Raw genomic sequence first — 22,515 nt, 5'->3', positions numbered from 1 at the left:
TTTTAGTCCCGCATCCGATTCTTTAAGAATGGCGATGATTTGGGTTTCGGTAAATCGTGATTTCTTCATATCGGTCTCCTGCGTTAATGATCGCAGAAAACTCTATTTATCGTTGTCTCATTTTAGGGGAAGTGGACAGATTGTTCATGCCTAAAAAGCTGGTTTCTTCTTTGTCCTGTTAACCAGTTGCTTGCATAAATTCCTTTAAAACGGTTTACCTTGTTCAGTTGGTGATAAATGGTTTCAATATTGCGCGTTAATGATTTTCTTAGCTTTCTCAGCCACCAAATTGGATCACAAAAACGTTTTACAAGACCGCGTGATGCCTTGTTAACGTTAACGGATATTCCGTAACTTTTAGCATAGTGGCTCAGGTAGGCTATTTTTTCGTTAACGTTAATGTTGTTGTTAGCATGTACATAACGACTGCAAACATCTGATCGGTCGTTTGCATATATTCTTAAAGAGTCCTCATCATGATTCAGCTTTAATAATGATGGCTTAATATTAATTTTTTGACTGACATCATCAACAAAGCATCTTAGGAATAAGTTTGCGTCTCCACGGGATGGCTTTTGCAGATACTTTTTAAGTAGCTCTTTTTGGATCTCGACAGGAAAGTGAGAAATTTTCTTTTGTACAAAATCGCGATCATCAAAAAAAACGTCATTGAGGTTTAGTTGAAAGGACATTTCAATTATCCTCCGTGTTTATGAGGGTGTCATTTAGGGTGTAACGCTCCCATCTAACGCCATAAACGTAAAATGTATGAAACTTGAGTGAACCTTGGCTTAGTAGTCGATTAACTATGGGTTTAATACCAATTACAGGGCAATTGCTAATGCCATTAAACTTACCAAAAGCTGGGCCGGGTTGTGAACATTGGTCAATTGCATTTCCTTGTCGCAACCAGTGGATCATTTGCTGCTTTCTCTCTTTAAAGGATGACATTTTGACCCCCTTCAATTTGAGAAGATGACATCTTACGAAAGCTCTCAAGCCACATATCGAGATCATCTTTTAAATAGCGAATTGAGCGACCTATCTTTATAAAAGGCGGAGCCGGAGTGCGGCCAACTCGGTTACCCTCCATTCGTGATTGACGTAAAAAGGAACGGCTCATGCCGATATATTGAGATGCTTCGACTTCCGTTAAAGCGCGAGATTTGTTTTCATTTAGCATTGTTGTTTACTCCTGTTTAGTGATTTGGCAGGAGTAAAGTTAGCCTCACGTTATATCACGTGAGAAAATCCGGGAGATTAGTTTTCAATGATTTTAAAAAGTTCAGGTTGCTGTTAATGATTAGTTGTTTTTCTGATCTCAGAAATCAGGTTTCCAACCCTTTTTCTACTTGCTTGTTGTGTTGGAGCATTAAGGTTGCTTGGTTCGTTAGTATATAAAAGATGATCATTTCCAATAACTTCGATGATAACGCCTTCTTTGTCAAAGGTAGCGTCTTGATCATCTGCATTAGCGTCTAACCTAAAAATATGCCAAACCTCTTTGATTGTGGCTTTAGGTTTTTTCTGAAGGACTTTTTTAACGAGTTCGCGGAGTTTATTCTGATCGGTAAATTGGATTTGAGGAATTAGTTTTTCAACGTCATCAATATCGAACCTAAGAGATGAGCCTAAAAGTTTTAAGGGCGTAATTGTTACATCGTTCATTCTAGATACTAAGCTTTTAAAAGCCTTTAGTTCAGGAATGTCGTTCATCTTATCGACCATGAGGCTCTTCTGGTTGTTGAAAACGTTCCCCACTGCTTTAATATCAGCTCGATTGCATGTATCCGTTCTGTCGTAATACCCTTCAAAAAAATCGTTGGGATAGGGCAAGCCTGCAATAGGGCCAAATCGAAAAGAGGTCATGGCTTTTAAGTTCACAGGTTTAAAATGGGTGATCCATGCTTTTTCATTTTCAAATACTTTTACGGCATCTTCTTTTGAGATTTTGACAACGCCGTTGTAATTAAAGGTGCCAATCGTCCTTTTTTCACAATAAAGGACTGCGGATTTCACCTCTAGTTTTGCATAAGCTGAGATTGCGCCAGTATCTATCAAGTGGATAATGTCATATTCAGAAAAAGCCGATACGTTTGGGGCTTCGTTGAGTCTATAAAATTTTCGATTCATCTGTCTATCCAATTAAGTTTACGGCGGCGGCTTTATGTTCTGGTGCTAAATGAGCATAGCGTAAGGTCATTTTTAGATCCGAATGCCCAAGTAGTTCGCGTACTGTATTGAGATCAACTCCAGCCATCACTAACTTACTCGCAAAATGATGTCGTAGATCATGAAATCGAAACGCTTCGATTTCGGCATCTTTGAGCACGGCCCCGAACCCTTTTTTAATATCGGTAAACGGTATTCCGGGTTTTGACTCAAAAACGTATTTTGTAGAGTTTGATTGTTCTTTCCAATTTTGGAGGGTTGATAAGGCTTCTTTGTTAAGCGGAATATGTCTAAGGCTTTTTGATTTACTATTTTCACTGGTAATCGTGATGACTTTATTAATGAGATCTACTTGTTGCCATTGGATTGATAAAATTTCACCTCGGCGCATCCCTGTATTCATGGCCAATAGTACCATCGGCTCAAGATGATCCGCAAAGGTCAGCTTTGTGAGGCTTGGCATCAATTCATAGCTTCTTGCTTTTCTGAACTCATTGGCACTTTCACGTCCAAGTTTTATTTCTTGATCTCGGTCCCTCAGAGTTTTTCTTAAACGGCCTTCTTCTTGAGTGGAGAGGTAACGTACAACCGAATTGTCTTTCTTAATAGGTTTAACTTTATTGAGTTCGTGCTTCTCAATCACACCCCAATCGACTGCGCGGGACAAAGCACCTTTCAAGGTGTTGACGTAATAATTAATGGTAGCCGGGGCTAAACCATCTTTGGCTTTACGATTGCGCCATTTTTCGATTTGAAAAGGGGTGAGCTTATCAATATCTTGATCTAAAAACTCTCGAAAATAGGAGATCAGTTCACGGTGAATCTTTTTGGCAGTCTTCGGGTTTCGGGCTTCAAGAAAGGGCAGGTAGTTTTCAGATAGGTAGCGATCCATTCTTAAATGGTAACGGCGCTTGGTTTCAGCTTTAGCGCCTTTCTTTTCGTTTTGTACGTCAACACCTTTTGCCACATCGGCCGCCTTGAGCTTGGCAAGATCTCTGGCTTGGATGGGGGTAAGTTCGCCTGCACTACCGAGTTTGTAATTGGCCTGCTGTCCGTGCAATCGGTAATACAGGTAATAGGTGATTCGACCTGTCTTAGAGATACGCGCATGAAAGCCGGGGATTTCGGTGTCATTGATTCGCTCAAGACCCGGTGATAGGGCTTTGATAGAGGAGATGGTGATTTTCTGCTTGATGGCCATGGCAAGATCCAATTCATTGTGTATATGTAGCACATATGTAGCAGAATCATTATACTTTAGGGAATTTGAGTGAACAATGATGAATTTTAAATTGAGTTTAACTGTATGAAAATAAAGGTTTATTTGTTTATATTTGTTTTTCGTTGTTTATGGTGGTTTTGGCCAAAAACCTACTCATAATCGTTAGGTCCCCGGTTCAAGTCCGGGGGGGCCCACCATTTTGTTCGAATACTCCATTGATCTAGATGTAGAATAAAGCTATTTAAATATGGAGTTGTGTTTGTGCGCTCAAATAATTGGTTAGCTTTATCTGCATTAATTATGATGTTGTCGGTCGCTTTGGGAGCGCTGGGCGCACATGGCTTGGAGTCATTTGTGAGTGATAAACAAATGCAAACCTGGCAGACGGCCGTGCTTTATCATTTGGTGCATGGTTTGGCATTGTTGGGTTTGAGTCTAGTCGTTTTGGCTAAACCGGCTTTTGCGTTTCGTGGGATTAAAACCGGCTTATTGCTGGGCCTGATTTTGTTTTCAGGTAGTTTGTATATTTGGGTGCTAATGGGGTGGTCGTGGTTGGTATTTTTGACCCCGATTGGTGGGGTTATTTGGCTGATTGTTTGGTTGAGTTTGGCCTACCAGGCCTGGTGCTTGACTCGACAGCAGAAACAGAACTAGAGGGAAGTTATGATGCATGCAAAATCAAAGCTAGAGCAAATCGTCGCTATGCAAATTTTGCTGAATGAACGTACGGTTCCTAATTGGATGGCGCACGATTTAGATTGGGACAGTGCGATTTTGGTGGAAACCGCCGAAGCGATAGATTCCACGGATTGGAAGTGGTGGAAACACGGCGAAACGGATATGGCCAATTTAAGGGTAGAAGCGGTAGACTTGTTACATTTTTTGATCTCTAAAGCTTTAAAGCAATATCGAGATACCGATTTTGTGGTGAAAACCATGTTAGAACTGGTTGAGCATAAGGGGCCGAATTCTTTGTCTTATGTAGATTGGCTTAAACAAGTGGCGCTTTATACGCTTGAAAATAAAGTGATCAAAGCTTTGCAGGCCTTGTTTGGTTTGTTTGCTCGATTAGATATGGACTTAACCGCGGTTCACCAAGCCTACATGACTAAAAACTTATTAAACCATTATCGCCAAGAACGTGGCTATCAGTCAGCGGATGGTGGTTATTTAAAGGTGATAGATGGTGAAGAAGACAATGTCGTGTTTGCACGTTTGGTTGCCAGTTTGGGTGAAGAAGTGCTGGACATTGAATTGTTGCGAGCCACATTATTTAAAGCTATGGACCAAATTGTATCTAAGGCTCGGTAGCGAAATTACTCGCTAGCGACCGGACAGCTTGGCACTATGATGTCTTTTTCCAGTTAATATAGATAGTCAAATAATCATGTCAGAACAAAATGCTAGCCGCTTAGCCGGCTTTAGTTTCTTAGGTTTAATAACGTTACTTTTGGCTTATCAGCTCATTGGTGAGATTATTGTGCGAGCTTTTAATTTGCCGATTCCTGGGCCGGTAATTGGTATGTTTTTGTTGTTTATCAGTTTGTTGTTTCACTCGGGCTGGGCTAAGCGTTGGATTGAGCCGTCACAACACTTTCTGCGTTATTTATCGCTGTTTTTTGTGCCCGCCGGGGTAGGGGTGATGTTGCACTTAAGTCGGGTTGGTGAACAGTGGTTGGCGATTGCGCTGGCTTTAGTGGTGAGCACGATTGTGAGCTTGGTTGTGACGGCCGGTGTAATGTTGTTGATTATGCGTTTGAATACACGCATCGGCGGGGTGAAGAAGCATGACTAAGGTTGAAGATATTTGGGTGTATTTGGCGGCCAGCCCATTATTCGGTTTGGTGCTAACTTTGGTGTTTTTTCAAATTGCACAGGCGATTTACCGCCGATTTAATCATCATCCATTATTAAACCCGGTTGCCTTAAGTGTGCTCGGCATTATAGGTGTGTTGGCGTTATTTGATATAAATTACGAAACCTATTTTGAGGGTGCGCAGTTTATTCACTTCCTCTTAGGCCCGGCGACAGTGGCGCTGGCGATTCCGCTATATCAGTATCGCCAAACGCTTAAAAACTTGTGGCTGCCGATTGTGATGGCGGTATCATTTGGCTTAGTGGCCGCTGGGTTAACGGCCTTTTGGATTGCACAGAGTTTGGGCGCCAGTATTGAAACCATGTTGTCGTTGGTACCGAAATCGGTCACGGCACCTGTGGCGATGGGAATTGCGGAGAAAAATGGTGGAGTGGCAACTTTGACGGCAGCCTTTGTCGTGATTACCGGCATTCTCGGAGCTATGATGGCAAACTGGGTGTTTAATTTGATGCGTCTTAAGGATGATCGAGTTAAAGGTATCGCAATCGGCGTGAGTGCTCATGGATTGGGCACGGCTAAGGCCTTTCAGTTGAGTGATCAGATGGGGGCTTTTTCGGGTTTGGCGATGGCGCTGTCGGCTTTTATCGCGGCTTTAATTTTGCCCTGGATGATGGGCGCGCTTTAAGAGTAAACAGACAAGGTTGAAAACAGAAATAGACCACCAGGCCTGGTGGTTATGGAAAGCACCAGGCCTGGTTAAGTCAAAATGGACGGCTTATTTCGCAATTAAGCTACGTAGCATCCAAGCATTCTTTTCATGAATCTGCATACGTTGAGTTAATAGATCCACGGTTGGTTCATCGTTTGCATCATCGGCAATTTTAATAATTTCTCTTGCGGTTTTAGTCACGGCTTCTTGGCCTAGCACAAGGTTTTTAATCATTTCCTCAGCATTAGGGTGACTGGTTTCTTCTTTAATTTGACTGATTTTTTGAAAATCTTGAAATGAACCTGGCGCAAACTCACCTAATGAACGAATACGTTCGGCGATTTCATCCACCGCAGTAAATAACTCAGTGTACTGCTCTTCGAACATGGTATGTAACGCTTGGAACATCGGGCCGGTTACGTTCCAATGGTAATTATGGGTTTTCAAAAACAATAGGTAAGAGTCAGCCAATAAACGTGAAAGCCCTTCTGCAATTGCTTTACGATTTGGTTCGTTAATACCAATATTAATATCCATGCTGTTTCTCCTTGGTTTTTAAAATAGGTTAACTTCCTTAGTGGAAGTGGTACCTTGGCTAAATTTCTATTAAACAATAGCATAGAATTTAATAGGTTTTATTTAAAAATTTTAAACAAGGTGTTTGCTTTTAACTATGGGATTAAATCGAGATTTAGGCTGAACTACCAGCCGCCGAAAGCATTTTTTGTCCAGTCAGGCTGGGGTTGGCTACTAAGAAAGCTGAGTACATCAAATCGCATAGTTAAGGATTGAAACTTGGGATGTTTGAGTAGAAAGTTTTGTGCGCAGTGATAGAGTCTCTGCTGTTTTTGCGCACTGACAAATTCAGTTGGATGGCCAAATCTTGGGTTCTGGCGGTATTTGACTTCAATAAAGACTAAACATGCCTGATCCAAACCAACCAAGTCGAGCTCGCCACCTTTGCAATAAAAGTTACGCGCGATGATTTTGATTCCTTGTTTTTGTAAAAACGTCTCGGCGCGTTGTTCATATTCTTGTCCGAGTTGCTTACTCATATTTAAAAAGTAAAGCTTGGACGTTCAGGCAGTTCGTCAAAACGCGGTTGGGTTATTTCGTTTAGAAGGTCCTGGCGAATTTTATCCATTTCATCTGGACTTAAGTTGTTTTCGTAGTCGCTTTCAAGTTGACCAAAATAAGGTGGAGTAAATTTTTCGGGATAAAGTGGCACCAGTTGTCCATTGTTTAAAAAACGACTCCAGGTCAGCTTGGTAAAAACTTTGTTGGTGGCGGTGATGCTGTGTTGCCCCATGGCGCCGTGAACCATTAAACCGGGTGCAAGCAAGTCTTTATGTGTCGCAACTAAAAAGCTATCCCAGCCAAAAGCTTCCAATCCATTTTCAAGGGGTGAGGGGTCTAGAGCGGCCGGAAAACTAGGGAAACGAATGTTCTTTAAATCCCGATTAGGTTTGGCATGACTCAGCTGGTCAGGTGTGAGCATTGACGTGCCATAAATCGGAAGGTCGAGTAGGTAATAATCGAGTTGTGGGCGTAATATGGCGATTTGTTTTTCATCTCCCATCAAAATCATGGCTTCCAAGTCTTTGCGTGTACGAGGGAAAAACTCAATGGGTTGGTTGATGGTGCGGCTTAAATGACCGGCGCGCGATTGGCTGGCATCGGAATTTAAAACCTTGCTCATCTCGGCTCGTAGGTTTGGGTTTTGCTGTGGGTAACTCTGCACCGTGAGTGGAAATTCATGGCTTGCCGACCAGCTCGATTGCAATTGGTGGCTCATTTTTGTGTCGGTATCGTTATCGCTCGTAAGTAACGCAATGTGGCGATAACGCTCCAGTTCAAGGTGGTAAATGAGCTGCTGAGTTTCATATTGGTTACGATAACTGAATTGCACAAAAGGCGCGGTTTGATCTATGTCGTTTAAAGCAATCAAATCGGTGGCGTCATTGTCAGCTAAAGTCTGAATGGCCTCGGGTGTGAGGGGGCCAATAATAATATCGGCTCCCGCTTGTTTCGCGCTGGTGTATTGTTTGACAATGTCGGCTGGATCTTTGGTATTAAAAAATATCAGCTTATCGGTTTGGTCCGACTGCCAATACGCCTTTAATATCCCAGCTCGAATTTGTTCACTCACGGCGCTTAGACGTTCGTTAAAAGGAAGCATGACGCCAATAGTGCGCGGCGTATTTCTAAGTTCTTCAAAGTGGGTTAATAACTCAGGGATTAAGTGTTGACTAAAGGATATTTCAGGCATGACTTTTTGTAAGTCTTCCATTGAACGTTTGAAGTTTAAGCCTTGTTGTTGACGGCTGCTAAGCAGCCAGCCCCAAGCGCTCACGGCCGGTGCGCCGTTTTCGATCAAGAGTTGCTGGGTTTCAAGATCAACCGCTTGTAAGGTAATCCAGGCGTCCTGCTCAATGAGAGCCCGCTGTTCGTCAGAGCTCTGCTCCCACAGAGCTTCTGTGTATTGAATATAGCTAACCCATTCTGCTTTGCTTGCCGTTTCTAACCGAGCTTGTTGCAGTCGTTCAAGGCGAGAATCAAGTTTTAAAGTGGGCGCCTCAAATGGCACGACACCTCGATCAGGTATGGGTTTTTGTGGGGTGCTGCAACTGATGAGACCTAAGACTAGACTGATGAGCAGAATGTTTTTTAACAGATTGTTTATTAACATGGCGGGCGCTTATCTTTGTTTAATTTCGTCAGCAACGTCAATCTGGTTACAATAGCCAGCGCTGCACAAAAATGAGAATGAAAGTGAGTTAATTATATATGCAAACTATTGAAAAAGGGACGCTTTACATCGTCGCCACTCCAATTGGAAATTTGAGCGATATTTCGCAACGTGCGATTGACGTTTTGGGTCAGGTTGATTGGGTGGCAGCCGAAGATACACGTCATTCCCAAAAGCTGTTACAGCATTTGGGTGTGCAGACCAAGTTGATTAGTTTGCATGATCATAATGAAAAAATGCGCTCAGAGGATTTATTACTGCGCTTACAAGCGGGTGAATCCGGCGCATTAATTTCTGATGCGGGTACGCCTTTAATTAGCGATCCGGGGTATCACTTGGTAAAACTATTGCGTGAGCATGACTTAATGGTGCGTCCGATACCTGGAGCCTCTGCCATGATTAGTGCATTAAGTGTGGCGGGCTTGCCGACAGATCGCTTTAGTTTTGAAGGTTTTTTGCCAGCTAAATCACAAAAACGTTTAAACCAATTGCAGGCTTTGGCACTGGAAACCCGCACGATGGTGTTCTATGAGTCCCCGCATCGCATACTTGAAAGTTTAGCCGCCTTGGCTGAGGTCTTGGGTTCGGATCGAGCGATGATGGCCGGGCGCGAAATGACCAAACAGTTTGAGGAGTTTGTATCTGGTCGTATTTCAGAGGTATTGGACTATTTCTGTCATCATCCCGATAAAGTTCGTGGAGAGTTTGTTCTAGTGGTTTCCGGTGCGCCGGAGCAGCAAGCCGCTGAAGCGAGTGAATGGGATGGTTTGATTGGCATTTTACTGGCGCAGTCTTTGCCGGTTAAGCAAATAGCTGAGATTGTCGCGGAGTATTATCAGGTCAAAAAAAATGCCGTTTATCCTAGGGTGCAAGCCATGAAGGAGGCGAACCTTTAAGTTATTCAAAGTCTATTATAGCTGGCGGCAAGCTCGATTAATCGCTAGACAAGAGAGGGCAATTACTATATTGTTTGCGCCCGAGTGGGTTGGGCAATCGCGGAATGTTTCGGCATTCGGAGGAAAGTCCGGGCACCATAGAGCAGGATGCCAGTTAACGGCTGGGCGGTGTGAGCCGACGGAAAGTGCAACAGAGAATAGACCGCCGATGGCGCTTCGGCGCACAGGTAAGGCTGAAACGGCGAGGTAAGAGCTCACCGCGCAACTGGTAACAGTTTGTGGCTAGGTAAACCCCATCCGGTGCAAGACCAAATAGGAAAACACGCTTTCGGGCAGAGTGTGGCTCGCACTTGTTTTCGGGTAGGTTGCTTGAGGAATACAGTGATGTATCTCCCAGATGAATGATTGCTAGCTTCTACGTTATGCGTAGTAGAAACAGAACCCGGCTTACAGACCCACTTAGTTTAATTTCTATAAAACCACATCATGTTGTGGTTTTTTTTTTACTTTCACTATATGTGGTGGAGTGAAAATTGCAGTGATAGGTCAAAACAATCTCAATTTATATTAATACGTTACTATCCATTGTTAATATTTATACTTAACATTCCTTTCTATCTTTTTGAAAATAATCAAAATTCTATTTTGTATTGGGCTGCGGCTTGATATGAGGTGTCTCGCCTAAGTTATTGTCCTGCAATGATATTTTTCTAATTTTGTGGTGGCAAACTGCTTGACAGTGGTTTGTAACAGCAATATAGTGGTGACATGTGGGGAATGGTGGAATTAAGTGGAGATCAACGGTGTTATTTTTTCGCGGCATTAACGCAGTAAATTTAGACGACAAGGGGCGCTTCTCGATTCCTAAGCGTTACCGTGAGTCTATTTCTGATGCCAGCGATAATCACTTAATTGCCACCATTGATTTACACAGCCCTTGTTTGTTGATTTATACCCAAGATGAATGGGAAGTGATTGAACGTAAATTAATGGCGATGCCTAACGTTGATCCGCAGGCTCGTTTAGTGCAGCGTTTGTTGCTAGGTCATGCCACTGAAGTGGAAATGGATTCGCAAGGCCGAATTTTACTGCCGGGTTTGCTACGTGATCACGCCGGGCTGCAAAAACAAGCGATTTTATTGGGGCAGGGTAATAAGTTCGAACTTTGGGGTCAGGAAGCTTGGGACGCAGATCGTCCGGAGATGCTGGAACAGGTTCAAACCTTGGATGTTACCGGCTCATTATCGACCTTAAGTTTATGATGATGGAAAACCAAGTATCCGCACATTACTCGGTTTTATTAGCAGAGTCGATCGCCGGTTTAAATATTCAGCCAAATGGCACTTATATAGATGGCACGTTTGGACGCGGTGGACATAGCCGAGAAATTTTAAAGCAGTTGGGTGAAAAAGGTCGTTTGATTGCGATCGACCAAGACCCAGATGCGGTTAGCTTTGCAAAGCAAGCTATTAAAGACGAGCGTTTTGAGATTGTACATGCGAGTTTTGCCAATTTAGAACAGATTTGTGAAGCGCGTGGCTTGACCGGAAAGATAGATGGTCTGTTGTTAGATTTAGGCGTGTCATCTCCTCAATTGGACGAAGCCGAGCGCGGGTTTAGTTTTATGCGTGAAGGGCCATTGGATATGCGAATGAATCCAGAACAAGGTCAAAGTGCCAAAGAGTGGTTGCAAGAAGTCGAACCTGCTGAATTGGCCGCCGTGTTAAAAAATTACGGTGAAGAACGCTTTGCTTTTAAGATTGCACGCGCTTTAAGTCACGATGCTCGCCAAGGTTTAATTAATACCACGCGAGATTTGGCTGAAATGATTGGACGAGTCGCGCCGAATAAAGAAAAACATAAACATCCAGCGACCCGAAGTTTTCAGGCTATTCGGATTCATATTAACCGAGAGCTGGAAGTTTTAAAGACGGTGCTGGAAGCCAGTTTGATAGTGTTAGCACCACAAGGTCGTTTGAGTGTGATTAGTTTCCACTCATTGGAAGATCGAATAGTGAAACACTTTATGCGCGATCAGTCGCGCGTAAAAGATCTGTTTCCAGGCTTGCCAGTGTTGGTGGCCGGGAGCGAACCCGTTTTAAAGGTAGTGGCCAAACCTGTCTTTCCGAGTGATCGGGAATGTGCAGAAAACCCACGATCACGCAGTGCGGTGCTCCGTGTTGCAGAACATTTATAAATTAAAAAACTTAAACTAATAACTTAATATTTTTTGTCTTGCTGACTAGAGGAACGAGCCATGAGTACCATGAAATTTGATCTTAAAGAAGCGAAAGTATCTCGCCAACCTGGAATGCCAGTGATCAAGGTCATTGGTTTGGGGGGCGGCGGCAGTAATGCCGTCGATTTTATGGTGCGCTCGAAGGTTGAGGGCGTAGATTTTATTTGTGCGAATACCGATGCACAAGCCTTAGCGCATTCGAACGTGCCGGTCAGAATCCAAATTGGTCGTAACGGATTAGGCGCAGGGGCTAACCCAGATCGTGGACGCGAAGCAGCAGAAGAAGACATTGAGGAAATCAAAGATCATATTCGCGATGCGGATATGTTGTTTATTACTGCTGGCATGGGTGGTGGTACAGGTACCGGTGCGGCGCCAGTTGTGGCAAAAGTTGCACGTGAAATGGGCATTCTTACAGTCGGTGTGGTCAGCAAGCCATTCAGTTTTGAACGCCGTACTGCAGCGGCTGAAGCCGGTATCGAAGAATTATCAAATCACGTTGATTCATTGATTACCGTGCCAAATGATAAATTGGTGGAAGTATTAGGCAAGGATTTTAAGTTTAGCCAAGCGTTTGATCATGCCAACGAAATTTTATATGGCGCGGTGCAAGGTATTTCAGAAATGGTGACACGACCAGGCCTGATTAACGTCGACTTCGAGGATTTACGTACCGTTATGTCCGAGCGAGGCCTTGGTATGATGGGCGTTGGTTCAGCGAGTGGTGAAGACCGTGCCCGCAAAGCAACCGAAAAAGCGATTGCCAATCCATTGTTGGACGATATCGCGGTATCAGGTGCGCGTGGTATTTTGGTCAACATTACTGGCGGCATGGACTTCAGTATTGGCGAATACAACGTTATTGGTGAAGTAGTGAACGGCTTTGCTGATAAAGATGCACGTGTCATCGTGGGTACTTCAATTGATGAATCGCTAGAAGACGAAATTCGTGTAACGGTGGTGGCGACGGGTTTGGTCGGTAGCCACTTGGCGAAAAAACCTGAAATGGTAAAACCAAACTTGCAAGCGGTGCAAGCCACACGTCAAGAAGCCGAACGCGAAGAAGTGACAGAGCAAGCAGTTGAAAAACCGGCCGCAATGCAGCCAGCTCCAGAGACTGAGGTTGTTCGTCCGAAAATGGTGGTGAATGCAGGTGTGCAGCATGTTGAGTCGAATAGCAATTATTTAGATATTCCGGCCTTTTTACGTCGTCAAGCAGACTAAAACAGGTGTTTAACCTATGGTTAGGCTAAGTATGCCTCGTTCCTTTAAGCCCGTCCAAATTGTTAAATCCAATTTGGTTGGGCTTTTTGCGTTTGTATTGTCGAGTTTGTTGGCGATTAGTTTGGTGTTGATTGTGCTGGTTCAGCATCAAGTTCGTCACATGGAAACCCGCTATTATGAACAGATGCAACTCAAGGCTGCTTTGGATGAGGAATGGGGGCGTTTGACATTAGAAAAATACCATTTGGGTTCATCGTCACGGGTTGAACGCAATGCCAGAGAAGTGTTAGGCATGACGTTAGCTCAACCTGAGCAAGTCATTGTTTTGCCGTCTTCGGAGCCCAAATAAATGTGGCCTTGGCATTTTCAACGACACCAGATTGTATTCGGTTTATTGGTTTTAGGTTTTTTGATTTTGGCCGGGCGCGCCTTTTATGTTCAGGTGATCTGGTCGGATTTTTTAGAAACCGAAGGTAATAAACGCCAAGTGCGTACTTTAGATGTGCCTGCGCCACGTGGACATATTTTAGATCGGCATGGTGCCGTGTTAGCACTCAGTACCCCTTTAGCCTCAATTTGGGTTGACCCCAAAGTCTTTAATCAATACCCGGAAGCGATCAGTAAGTTGGCTCGTGAATTGGGCTTATCTGAAATGGATTTACAGCAACGTATCAGCTCAAATGCCAGCCGTCGTTTTTTATTTATTAAACGTTCTATTCTGCCTGAAACAGCCAATCAAATTGAAAGCTTGGGGTTGCCTGGCGTATATGCGAAGGCTGAATATAAACGTTATTACCCCAGTGCAGATACCACGGCTCACTTAGTCGGTTATACCGATATTGACGATAAGGGGCAGGATGGCATTGAATATATCTACGATGGTTGGTTAACGGGTAAACCTGGACGTCAGCAGATCATTAAAGATTTAGAAGGGCGTGTAGTTGAGTTTGTAAAAAATATTGAAGTCGCCGAGCCGGGTAAGGATTTGACGCTGAGTATTGATAAAGATATTCAGTACTTTGCGCAGCGCGCCTTAAAAGAAGCGCGAGTCAAGCATCAGGCGGAAGCGGCCTCTATGGTGGTTTTGGATGCAAAAACCGGTGAAGTACTGGCGTTGGTAAACGAACCCGGTTTTAACCCAAATAATCGGGCGCAAATTAAAGGTGAGGCAATACGTAATCGTGCGATTGCCAGTTTGATTGAGCCTGGATCAACCATTAAACCTTTGGTGTTGGCTAAGGCATTAGAGCTTGGCTTGGTTAAACAGGATGAAGTTATTAATACTTCGCCAGGCTACATGAATGTGCAGGGTCATATGATTAGTGATGCGGTTAACTATGGCCGTTTAACCACGGGTCAAATCCTTCAGAAATCAAGCAATGTGGGTATTGCCAATATTGCGCGTCGCTTAGAGCCTGAACAACAGTGGGCGTTGTTTAGACAATTGGGTTTTGCTCAGGATTTAGGTTTGTTTTTGCCGGGTGAGTCGATGGGGTATTTGCGTCACCATACAGAGTGGATGCAGGTTGATCAGGTATCGAGTTCGTTTGGTTATGGCTTTAATATTAATCTAATGCAGTTGGCTCATGCTTATACGGTATTTGCTAACGAGGGGCGGTTATTACCCTTGTCGTTATTAAAGTTGGATCAGGTGCCTGATTCCAAACAGGTGGTCGGAGCGCAAGCAGCGAAACAGGTTTTAGCCATGTTAGAAACGGTGACACACAAAGGTGGTACCGGCACAGAGGCCCGTATCGAAGGTTATCGTGTGGCCGGTAAAACCGGCACGGTACATAAAACCAAAGCGGGGCAATATCAGCAAAACGAATATTCAGCCATGTTTGTGGGGTTGGTGCCAGCTTCCAGGCCAGATATGGTAGTGGCGGTTATGGTGGATAAACCCAGTCGCGGTGTATATGGAGGGGGGAGTGTGGCGGCACCTATATTTCAAGAAGTGATGCGCCATGCGTTGCGCTTGCGAAATGTTGATCCAGATGGCGCTTTGTAGATGAAAAGCCTAGCTCAGATTGCTCAATTTTTTGATATTGAATTGCCACCAGGCCTGGTGGCTGACTTTCTTTTACTCGGTTTATCGAATCACACGCATTTGCTTCAAAAACAATGGGGATTCGTGGCTTTAAGTGGCAGCCAAAAACATGGCGGCGACTATTGGTATCAGGCTAAAGAACAGGGTGCCACCTGTGTGTTAAGTGATCGAGCAATCACCCACTCTGAACTGCCTGTTTTAGTGGTTCCTAACTTGTCCAGTCGACTAGCAGAATTGGCGAATTGGTTTTATGACTATCCGAGTCATCATATTCAGGTAATCGGGGTAACCGGTACGAATGGCAAAACCTCGACTACGCACTACTTGGCGCAGTTATTAGTGAGTCAGTCAAAGCGTGTCGGCTTAATTGGCACATTAGGGAATGGCGAGTTTGGTCATTTAAGCGAAACGGCTAATACCACGCCAGATATCTTAGTTGTGCAGGGCTGGTTAGCCAGGTTTGTCAAAGATGGGCTTGATTATGCCGTGATGGAAGTGTCGTCACATGGTTTGGCCTTAGGCCGCATAACAGGTGTCGCGTTCGCCTGTGTCGCGCTCACCCAAGTGACAAGAGACCATTTAGATTTTCATTTAGATGTCGCCGACTATCAAAACACCAAAAAACGTTTGTTCCGTGAATATGTTACACAAAAGCGGGTTTTGAATCTGGATGATGAAATAGGACGCAGTTTACTGGCGGAGCCCAATAGTTTGTCTTATAGCCTGAAAAGTGCCAATGCTGATCTTGCCTGTGAATCACTCGAGTTGACGCCGCAGGGTCTGCAAGGTGGTTTGATTTACCAAAATCAAACCCTTCCGTGCAAGACCAGTTTGATGGGCGCGTTTAATGCTGAAAACCTAATGTGTGCAGTTGGTTGCTTAGTGGCACTGGGTTTTGAATTAAAAAATATTGTTATGGATTTGCCCAACTTGAAACCAGTTACGGGTAGAATGCAACCCATCCCTGTGCAACAAAAATCCATTACGGCGTTGGTTGATTATGCGCATACACCGGATGCCTTAGAACAAGTTTTACTGGGGGTTCGGGCGCATCTTAAAGCGGGTCAGTTATGGCTGGTTTTTGGCTGTGGCGGCAATCGGGATAAGGGCAAACGTCCGCTGATGGGAGAAATCGCTGAACGTCTTGCAGATCAAGTTGTTTTGACAAGTGATAACCCACGCAGTGAGGACCCGCAGGCCATTCTGGCCGATATCCAGCGGGGTCTGAATCAGCCGGTGAAGCAAATCGAATCCAGACAAGCTGCCATCGAATGGGTGCTCAACCAGGCTAAGGCAGGCGATTTGATTTTAGTTGCCGGTAAAGGCCATGAACAAACGCAAGAAATCAACGGGGTTAAATACCCTTTTAGTGATCAAAAGGTAATTCAACAGTGGCGTCCATAATCACCGAACACCCAAACCACCAGGCCTGGTCTTTAGCTACCTTGGCCGAATGGACTCAAGCTCGTTTAATCGATGTCGCAGGCAAGGCCAATCAATGTGTTTGCCAAGGAATTTCGACGGATTCAAGAAGCACCAGGCCTGGTGATTGTTATGTAGCGATTAAAGGTGAACGTTTCGATGGTCATGCTTTTATTGCGCAAGCGATTGAGCAGGGCGCGGTTGCTTTATTGGTTAGTGAAGCCAGCGATTATCCTGTTCCGAGCCTTGTGGTTGAGGATACACGGCTTGCCTTAGGGCGAATGGCGCGAGGTCATCGTCAAGCACAAAACTTAGCAAGTTTGATTGCGGTAACCGGTAGTAATGGCAAAACTACAGTTAAAACTTTACTGGCGCATATACTGCAAATGCAAGCCCCGACCTGGGCGACACCAGGTAATTTAAATAACGATTTTGGTGTGCCTAGAACCCTGTTGCAAATTGGCGCAGAGCATCGTTATGCGGTGATAGAAATGGGCGCGAATCATGTTGGCGAAATTGATTATTTAACCCGTTTAGCGCAACCAGATGTTGCGCTGATTACTTTGGCAGCCGAAGCGCATTTGGAAGGCTTTGGTAGTTTGCAAGGTGTGATAGATACCAAGGGTGAAATTTTTAACGGTTTAAGCGATCAAGGTGTTGGCATTATTAATACCGACTCACCCGGTTTTGAGCAATGGCGTGAAAAGTTAGCAACTAAAAAAGTCCTAACATTCGGACGTTCCGAACAGGCGGATATTCGCGTGGTGGGTGGGCAAACAACTCAAAAAGGCATCACCTTTGAGTTGGTCGTGAATAATGAATTACACCGTGTTTCCATGTCGATTATGGGGTTGCATAATGCCATGAATGCGGCTGCGGCCTGTGCCGCTTGTTTAGCGATTGGTTTAAGTTGGCAACAAATACAGCCTGGTTTGGAAAGTTTTCAAGGCGTCGCCGGGCGTCTACAGACGTATCAATCGCCACAAGGCTTATTAATTGATGACAGTTATAACGCCAACCCGAGCTCGGTTAAGGCGGCGATAGACACTTTGGCGGCGAGGCCTGGTAAAACCGTGTTGTGTTTGGGGGCCATGGCCGAGCTCGGCGAGGAAACCAAATTTGCACATGCTCAAATTGGGATTTATGCGCGCCAGAAAGGGGTGGATTATGTATTTGCTTATGGCAAAGATACCCGAGCCACCTTAGCGGCGTTTAATGCGGATCAGCTTCAACCTATGACGCACGCTGAGATCAGTGATCAAATTCAGTTGCTGATTGATAGCCAGCAGCCGATTGATATTTTAGTGAAAGGGTCGCGGAGCGCGCAAATGGAGCGTGTGGTGCAAAGTATTTTAGAGAGGAATCAATATGCTCGTTTATCTTAGTCAATATTTGAGCCAGTATTTTACCGGCTTAACCGTGTTTAACTACATTACGGTTCGAGCCATAATGAGTGTCCTCACCGCATTGGTTATTTCATTTCTGATTGGACCGGCGATGATACGTTGGTTAACACGCTTAAAAGTCGGCCAAAGTATTCGCCAAGACGGCCCTCAAACGCATTTAATTAAAGCAGGTACGCCAACTATGGGGGGCACCCTGATTTTGTTTTCGGTGAGTTTGGCAATTATATTATGGGGCGACTTAACTAATCAGTACCTATTAATCGTGACCTTAACCATGCTTGGTTTCGGCGTAATCGGTTTTATAGATGATTATAAAAAAGTCGTTTATCGTGATCCAAATGGTATGCGTTCTCGAACTAAGTTTTTATGGCAAACCATTATTGGTTTGGGCGCGGCCTACAGTTTTTACGCGATGGGCACGGTACCGGCTGAAACCCAGCTATTAATTCCCTATATGAAAGACACTTATATTTATTTAGGTGCTTGGGTAGTGGTGTTGAGTTATCTCGTTATTGTGGGTAGCTCGAACGCGGTGAATTTAACCGATGGTTTAGACGGTTTGGCGATTATGCCGACGGTTATGGTGGCCGCGGCATTGGCCGTGTTTGCTTATATGTCGGGCCATGTGGTGTTTGCAAGTTATCTAGATATCCCTTACATTCCAGGGGTGGGTGAACTGACGATTTTAATGGCTGCTTTAGTTGGCGCGGGGTTAGGCTTTTTATGGTTCAATGCGCATCCGGCTCAAGTATTTATGGGGGATGTGGGTTCGTTAGCCATTGGCGCAGCATTGGGTGCCACCGCGGTTGCGGTGCGACAAGAAATTGTTTTATTTATTATGGGTGGCATTTTCGTTATTGAAACCCTGTCCGTTATTCTGCAGGTTGGTTCGTATAAAATGCGCGGCAAACGCGTGTTTTTAATGGCGCCATTACATCACCATTTTGAACAAAAAAACTGGCCGGAATCGCAAATTATTGTGCGTTTTTGGATTATAACCATCGTGCTCGTCTTGATTGGTTTAGCCAGTTTAAAACTTAGGTAGTTAACGTGAATTTAGTAGCTGGATTGGGGCAAACAGGACAATCTGTGATGCGTTATTTGCAGGCATCGGGTGAGTCGATGCTGGCATTTGATACGCGGTCTGATTTTGATATTAGTCAACTGCAAACAACCTATCCTAAGGTATTGTTTGCTACGGGTGAACTTCCTAAAGCTTGGCATAAGTGGATTACACGAGTGGTTTTAAGCCCTGGAATATGTCGACGTGAAGCCTGGGTGCTGGCTTTGCAAGAACGTGGGGTTGAGGTCGTAGGCGATATTGAATTATTTGCGCGCGCGGTTAGTCAACCCGTGGTGGCAATTACGGGTTCGAACGGAAAAAGCACAGTCACAACGCTGGTGGGGGAGTTTTTAAGTGCCGCTGGCTATAGAGTCGGCGTAGGCGGCAATATTGGTCGCCCAGCATTAGACGTACTGCTCGACGATTGTGAGTGTGATGTTTATGTGTTGGAGTTGTCGAGTTTTCAACTTGAAACCACCTATTCTCTTCATAGTGCTGCCTCTACCGTCTTAAATATTAGCGAAGATCATATGGATCGTTATGCTGGTTTGGATGACTATATTCAAGCTAAAACAAATGTCTACTCGGATACCGAATTGGCAGTCGTGCCGAAAGGTTACGAGTCCAGTTTGTGGCTAACAAAACAGTTAAAAAAAATCTATTTTGGGTTAGAACTACCCCAAGCGGATAACGAATATGGTGTATTAGCAGACCATAACCAGGCCTGGTTGGGCCGTGGTGACCAGGCCTGGTTAAATGTAAATGAAATAGCATTAAAGGCGCCGCATCATCAGTTGAATGCTTTGGCCGCCATGGCCTTGTGTGAACCTTTTGATGTTTCTGTGCAGGTGTTTAAACAGGTGCTGGCAAATTTCAAGGGGTTGGCACATCGGACACAATTGGTGCTGGAACATGACGGGGTTCAATGGATTGATGATTCTAAAGGCACCAACGTCGGCGCGAGCTTGAGCGCATTACAGAGTTTAGGACAGCAGGTTTTACCTGATGGACGCATCATTCTTTTAGCGGGTGGGGTAGGTAAAGGCGCAGACTTTTCAGACTTAAAACCGGCCTTGCAGACTTATGCTCGCGCTTTAGTATTGTTTGGGCGCGATGCAAATATTATGCATCAGACGCTTGCCAACAGTACGGATTGCTATCTGGTTGAAAATCTAGAGCAAGCCGTTCATCAAGCTAAAAAGCTAGCGAAGCCGGGCGATATCGTTTTATTGTCTCCGGCTTGTGCGAGCTTTGATCAATTCAAAAACTATCAAGATCGCGGCGAGCAATTCGCTGTAGAGGTTAAAAAGGCCTTGGGTTTATGAAGGCTTGGTTTGCCTCTCTCAAACAAGATCAGTGGACACTGGATTATTGGTTATTAGGCTCACTAATCTGGTTAATCTTTTTGGGGTTAACGATGGTCTTATCCAGCTCCTTAGCCATCAGTGAACAGCGTTTTGATCAATCCACGCATTATTTTATTCGCCAATTTATTGCACTCGGAATTGGTTTGGTCGGCGCGTTATTGGTGTTCAAAATTCCCATCCGGTTTTGGCAAACCCACCGCGGAAAATTGTTTTTGTTTGGTTTGCTGCTGCTGGTTTCGGTGCTGATTTTTGGTCGAGAAATCAGTGGTTCTAAACGCTGGTTGCCTTTGCTGGTGATGAATTTTCAGCCAGCTGAGTTTGTTAAGTTGGCTGCGATTGTGTTTGTGGCGGGTTATCTACAACGCCATTTAAATGCCGTAAAAGAGGATTTTAACGTCATCATGCGTTTGTCCTTACCATTTGGATTAATGGCTCTTTTATTACTGTTTCAGCCAGATTATGGTTCCACCTTATTGATTGCTGCGGTGGTGACAGCGATGTTATTAATTTCTGGCGCGCCTTGGCGTTATTTCGTGTTAACCATTATGCCAGTTGTGGTGTTGCTAAGCTTATTGGTCGTGTATTCACCTTATCGAATGGCAAGGGTGGTGAGTTTTTTGGATCCTTGGCAAGATCCTTATGGTGCGGGTTATCAATTAACCCAAGCTTTGATTGCCTCTGGATCGGGGGGCTGGTTTGGTTCCGGGTTGGGCGCCAGTGTGCAAAAACTTTTGTATTTACCCGATGCGCATACTGACTTTTTATTCTCCATATTTGCTGAGGAATTCGGCTTTATCGGCGTGCTAGGTTTGTTGGTTTTGTATGGTTTCTTTATTTATCGTATGTTTTGTGTCGCGCGCCGTGCTTGGAAGCCTGAGCAACAGTTTTCGGCCTTGCTGGTTTATGGTATCGCCACTTGGGTTGCTTTGCAGGTGATGATTAATTTAGGTGTGAATTTGGGCTTGTTACCAACCAAGGGGTTAACTTTGCCGTTTATGAGTTATGGCGGCAGTAGCATGATGATGTTGTGCATTGCTATGGCCTTGGTATTTAGAGTCGATTACGAACAAAGAAGATCAGGAAAACTAGGAGCCACACATGCGCAAGAATCATGAATTAACACGCATTGTGATTATGGCGGGAGGCACGGGTGGTCATGTGTTTCCGGGTATTGCTTTAGCCGAAGCCTTTGCTCAAAAGGGCATCAGTACTCACTGGTTAGGTACACAAGGTGGATTAGAAGCTCACTGGGTTGAACAAGCTGGGTTACCTTTTTCGGCGATTAGCATTAAAGGACTGCGAGGCAATGGCTTAAAAGGTTGGTTAATGGCTCCTATTAATATTTGGCGAGCGTTTATTCAAGCACGCAGAATATTAAAAAAGCAAGCACCAGGCCTGGTGATTGGTATGGGCGGTTTCGTCTGCGGTCCTGGTGGGTTAGCGGCGCGTTCATTAGGTATTGATTTGTATCTGCATGAGCAAAATGCCATAGCCGGCTTAACCAATAAGTTACTGTTACCGTTTGCCAAACGCATGTTTTGTGGGTTTGAACCGCAAAACTTGTCCTCAAACAAATTAGAGGTGATTGGTAACCCGGTGAGAGCAAGTATTGAAGCTGTGGCACCACTTGAATCAAGTCAGCCCGCTAAAATACTAGTGATTGGTGGTAGCCGTGGTGCACAAGCATTAAATCAAGCTTTACCTGCGGCCTTAGCTTTGATGCCTGAATCTCAACGACCATTGGTGCTTCATCAAACGGGCAAAAACAGTGTCGATTCAACGCGTCAAGCTTATGAGCAAGCTGGAGTCCGTGCCCAGGTTGAAGCATTTATTGAAGATATGGCTTTAGCTTATCAACAAGCTAGTTTGGTGGTGGCTCGTTCGGGTGCATTAACCGTTGCCGAGTTAATGGCGAGTGCGCGTCCCGCGATCTTGGTACCTTTTCCTTATGCGGTGGACGATCATCAAACGGCGAACGCTCAGGTGATTCAAGCGCTGGAAGCGGGTTGTGTGATTCAGCAAGCTAACTTAACCCCGGCTTATTTAGCCGAAAAGATTCAGCATTGGTTGCAATCAGAGCTGGCTGTTCAGGCGTCTAAAAGATTGCACGAGCATGCCAATCTTGGCTCAGCCAGTGCGCTGGTTGAGCGAGTGTTGGCTTTGCATAAACAAGTTTAGATAGA

General features: G+C 44.6%; 23 protein-coding genes and 1 other RNA gene. 17 read left to right on the top strand and 7 right to left on the bottom strand.

What is annotated here, in order from left to right:
• Positions 1 to 122 precede the first annotated feature (122 nt).
• The 4 genes from VIM91_RS03745 to VIM91_RS03730 all read right to left on the bottom strand — a co-directional run bounded on the left by VIM91_RS03745 (position 123) and on the right by VIM91_RS03730 (position 3,373).
• Positions 123 to 692, bottom strand: a complete 570-nt coding sequence (locus VIM91_RS03745; RefSeq protein ID WP_331863481.1) for a hypothetical protein — start codon at positions 690 to 692, stop codon at positions 123 to 125.
• A gap of 245 nt (positions 693 to 937) precedes the next feature.
• Positions 938 to 1,183: a helix-turn-helix domain-containing protein gene (locus VIM91_RS03740; RefSeq protein WP_331863480.1), complete on the bottom strand. Its 246-nt coding sequence runs from the start codon at positions 1,181 to 1,183 to the stop codon at positions 938 to 940.
• A gap of 113 nt (positions 1,184 to 1,296) precedes the next feature.
• Positions 1,297 to 2,133: a hypothetical protein gene (locus tag VIM91_RS03735; protein ID WP_331863479.1), complete on the bottom strand. Its 837-nt coding sequence runs from the start codon at positions 2,131 to 2,133 to the stop codon at positions 1,297 to 1,299.
• A gap of 4 nt (positions 2,134 to 2,137) precedes the next feature.
• Positions 2,138 to 3,373, bottom strand: a complete 1,236-nt coding sequence (locus VIM91_RS03730) for a tyrosine-type recombinase/integrase (RefSeq protein WP_331863478.1) — start codon at positions 3,371 to 3,373, stop codon at positions 2,138 to 2,140.
• A gap of 282 nt (positions 3,374 to 3,655) precedes the next feature.
• Here VIM91_RS03730 and VIM91_RS03725 point away from each other — a divergent pair, with 282 nt between their 5' ends.
• The 4 genes from VIM91_RS03725 (at position 3,656) to VIM91_RS03710 (ending at position 5,895) form a co-directional block, all read left to right on the top strand.
• The gene (locus VIM91_RS03725) at positions 3,656 to 4,048 is read left to right on the top strand and encodes a DUF423 domain-containing protein (protein ID WP_331863477.1); all 393 of its coding nucleotides are present in this window, start codon (positions 3,656 to 3,658) and stop codon (positions 4,046 to 4,048) included.
• 9 nt (positions 4,049 to 4,057) lie between these two features.
• Positions 4,058 to 4,705, top strand: coding sequence for a dUTP diphosphatase (locus VIM91_RS03720; protein ID WP_331863476.1), 648 nt, complete (start codon positions 4,058 to 4,060; stop codon positions 4,703 to 4,705).
• 76 nt (positions 4,706 to 4,781) lie between these two features.
• Entirely contained in the window at positions 4,782 to 5,189 is a 408-nt protein-coding gene (locus VIM91_RS03715; RefSeq protein ID WP_331863475.1) for a CidA/LrgA family protein, read from the top strand.
• A complete protein-coding gene (locus VIM91_RS03710; protein ID WP_331863474.1) occupies positions 5,182 to 5,895 on the top strand; it encodes an LrgB family protein in 714 nt (237 codons plus the stop codon). Before VIM91_RS03715 ends, VIM91_RS03710 begins: the two co-directional genes overlap by 8 nt.
• A gap of 90 nt (positions 5,896 to 5,985) precedes the next feature.
• On the opposite strand, the gene VIM91_RS03705 is transcribed toward VIM91_RS03710, so the two are convergent.
• From VIM91_RS03705 to VIM91_RS03695, 3 genes are all read right to left on the bottom strand, one after another.
• Positions 5,986 to 6,456 (bottom strand): Dps family protein, encoded by a 471-nt coding sequence (locus VIM91_RS03705; protein ID WP_331863473.1) that lies wholly within the window; start codon positions 6,454 to 6,456, stop codon positions 5,986 to 5,988.
• 164 nt (positions 6,457 to 6,620) lie between these two features.
• Entirely contained in the window at positions 6,621 to 6,974 is a 354-nt protein-coding gene (locus VIM91_RS03700; RefSeq protein ID WP_331863472.1) for a YraN family protein, read from the bottom strand.
• 2 nt (positions 6,975 to 6,976) lie between these two features.
• Entirely contained in the window at positions 6,977 to 8,608 is a 1,632-nt protein-coding gene (locus VIM91_RS03695) for a penicillin-binding protein activator (RefSeq protein WP_331863471.1), read from the bottom strand.
• 98 nt (positions 8,609 to 8,706) lie between these two features.
• Here VIM91_RS03695 and rsmI point away from each other — a divergent pair, with 98 nt between their 5' ends.
• The 13 genes from rsmI (at position 8,707) to murG (ending at position 22,510) form a co-directional block, all read left to right on the top strand.
• Positions 8,707 to 9,564, top strand: coding sequence for a 16S rRNA (cytidine(1402)-2'-O)-methyltransferase (rsmI, locus tag VIM91_RS03690; RefSeq protein WP_331863470.1), 858 nt, complete (start codon positions 8,707 to 8,709; stop codon positions 9,562 to 9,564).
• Between the two features lie 81 nt (positions 9,565 to 9,645).
• An RNA gene (gene rnpB, locus VIM91_RS03685) (RNase P RNA component class A) lies at positions 9,646 to 10,030 on the top strand.
• A 337-nt stretch (positions 10,031 to 10,367) separates the two neighbouring features.
• On the top strand, positions 10,368 to 10,826 hold the full coding sequence (mraZ, locus tag VIM91_RS03680; protein ID WP_331863469.1) for a division/cell wall cluster transcriptional repressor MraZ: 459 nt from the start codon (positions 10,368 to 10,370) through the stop codon (positions 10,824 to 10,826).
• A 2-nt stretch (positions 10,827 to 10,828) separates the two neighbouring features.
• Positions 10,829 to 11,761, top strand: a complete 933-nt coding sequence (rsmH, locus tag VIM91_RS03675; RefSeq protein WP_331863483.1) for a 16S rRNA (cytosine(1402)-N(4))-methyltransferase RsmH — start codon at positions 10,829 to 10,831, stop codon at positions 11,759 to 11,761.
• Positions 11,762 to 11,821: 60 nt separating this feature from the next.
• Positions 11,822 to 13,027, top strand: a complete 1,206-nt coding sequence (gene ftsZ, locus VIM91_RS03670; RefSeq protein ID WP_331863468.1) for a cell division protein FtsZ — start codon at positions 11,822 to 11,824, stop codon at positions 13,025 to 13,027.
• Between the two features lie 31 nt (positions 13,028 to 13,058).
• Positions 13,059 to 13,376 carry a cell division protein FtsL gene (ftsL, locus tag VIM91_RS03665; RefSeq protein ID WP_331863467.1) on the top strand — a complete coding sequence of 106 codons (318 nt, stop codon included), beginning with the start codon at positions 13,059 to 13,061 and terminating at the stop codon, positions 13,374 to 13,376.
• Positions 13,377 to 15,035 carry a penicillin-binding protein 2 gene (locus tag VIM91_RS03660; RefSeq protein ID WP_331863466.1) on the top strand — a complete coding sequence of 553 codons (1,659 nt, stop codon included), beginning with the start codon at positions 13,377 to 13,379 and terminating at the stop codon, positions 15,033 to 15,035.
• On the top strand, positions 15,036 to 16,478 hold the full coding sequence (locus VIM91_RS03655; protein ID WP_331863465.1) for a UDP-N-acetylmuramoyl-L-alanyl-D-glutamate--2,6-diaminopimelate ligase: 1,443 nt from the start codon (positions 15,036 to 15,038) through the stop codon (positions 16,476 to 16,478).
• Positions 16,466 to 17,881, top strand: a complete 1,416-nt coding sequence (locus VIM91_RS03650; RefSeq protein ID WP_331863464.1) for a UDP-N-acetylmuramoyl-tripeptide--D-alanyl-D-alanine ligase — start codon at positions 16,466 to 16,468, stop codon at positions 17,879 to 17,881. The genes VIM91_RS03655 and VIM91_RS03650 overlap by 13 nt, the downstream gene beginning before the upstream one ends.
• On the top strand, positions 17,865 to 18,947 hold the full coding sequence (gene mraY / locus VIM91_RS03645; protein WP_331863463.1) for a phospho-N-acetylmuramoyl-pentapeptide-transferase: 1,083 nt from the start codon (positions 17,865 to 17,867) through the stop codon (positions 18,945 to 18,947). The genes VIM91_RS03650 and mraY overlap by 17 nt, the downstream gene beginning before the upstream one ends.
• A gap of 5 nt (positions 18,948 to 18,952) precedes the next feature.
• Positions 18,953 to 20,290, top strand: coding sequence for a UDP-N-acetylmuramoyl-L-alanine--D-glutamate ligase (gene murD, locus VIM91_RS03640; RefSeq protein WP_331863462.1), 1,338 nt, complete (start codon positions 18,953 to 18,955; stop codon positions 20,288 to 20,290).
• Positions 20,287 to 21,447 carry a putative lipid II flippase FtsW gene (ftsW, locus tag VIM91_RS03635; protein WP_331863461.1) on the top strand — a complete coding sequence of 387 codons (1,161 nt, stop codon included), beginning with the start codon at positions 20,287 to 20,289 and terminating at the stop codon, positions 21,445 to 21,447. Before murD ends, ftsW begins: the two co-directional genes overlap by 4 nt.
• A complete protein-coding gene (gene murG / locus VIM91_RS03630; protein ID WP_331863460.1) occupies positions 21,431 to 22,510 on the top strand; it encodes an undecaprenyldiphospho-muramoylpentapeptide beta-N-acetylglucosaminyltransferase in 1,080 nt (359 codons plus the stop codon). Before ftsW ends, murG begins: the two co-directional genes overlap by 17 nt.
• Positions 22,511 to 22,515: the final 5 nt, after the last annotated feature.

Source organism: Thiomicrospira sp., assembly GCF_036568485.1.
Taxonomy (GTDB): Bacteria; Pseudomonadota; Gammaproteobacteria; order Thiomicrospirales; family Thiomicrospiraceae; genus Thiomicrospira.
The sequence above is the reverse complement of the archived record's forward strand: the minus strand, read 5'-3'. Positions and strand labels throughout refer to the sequence as shown.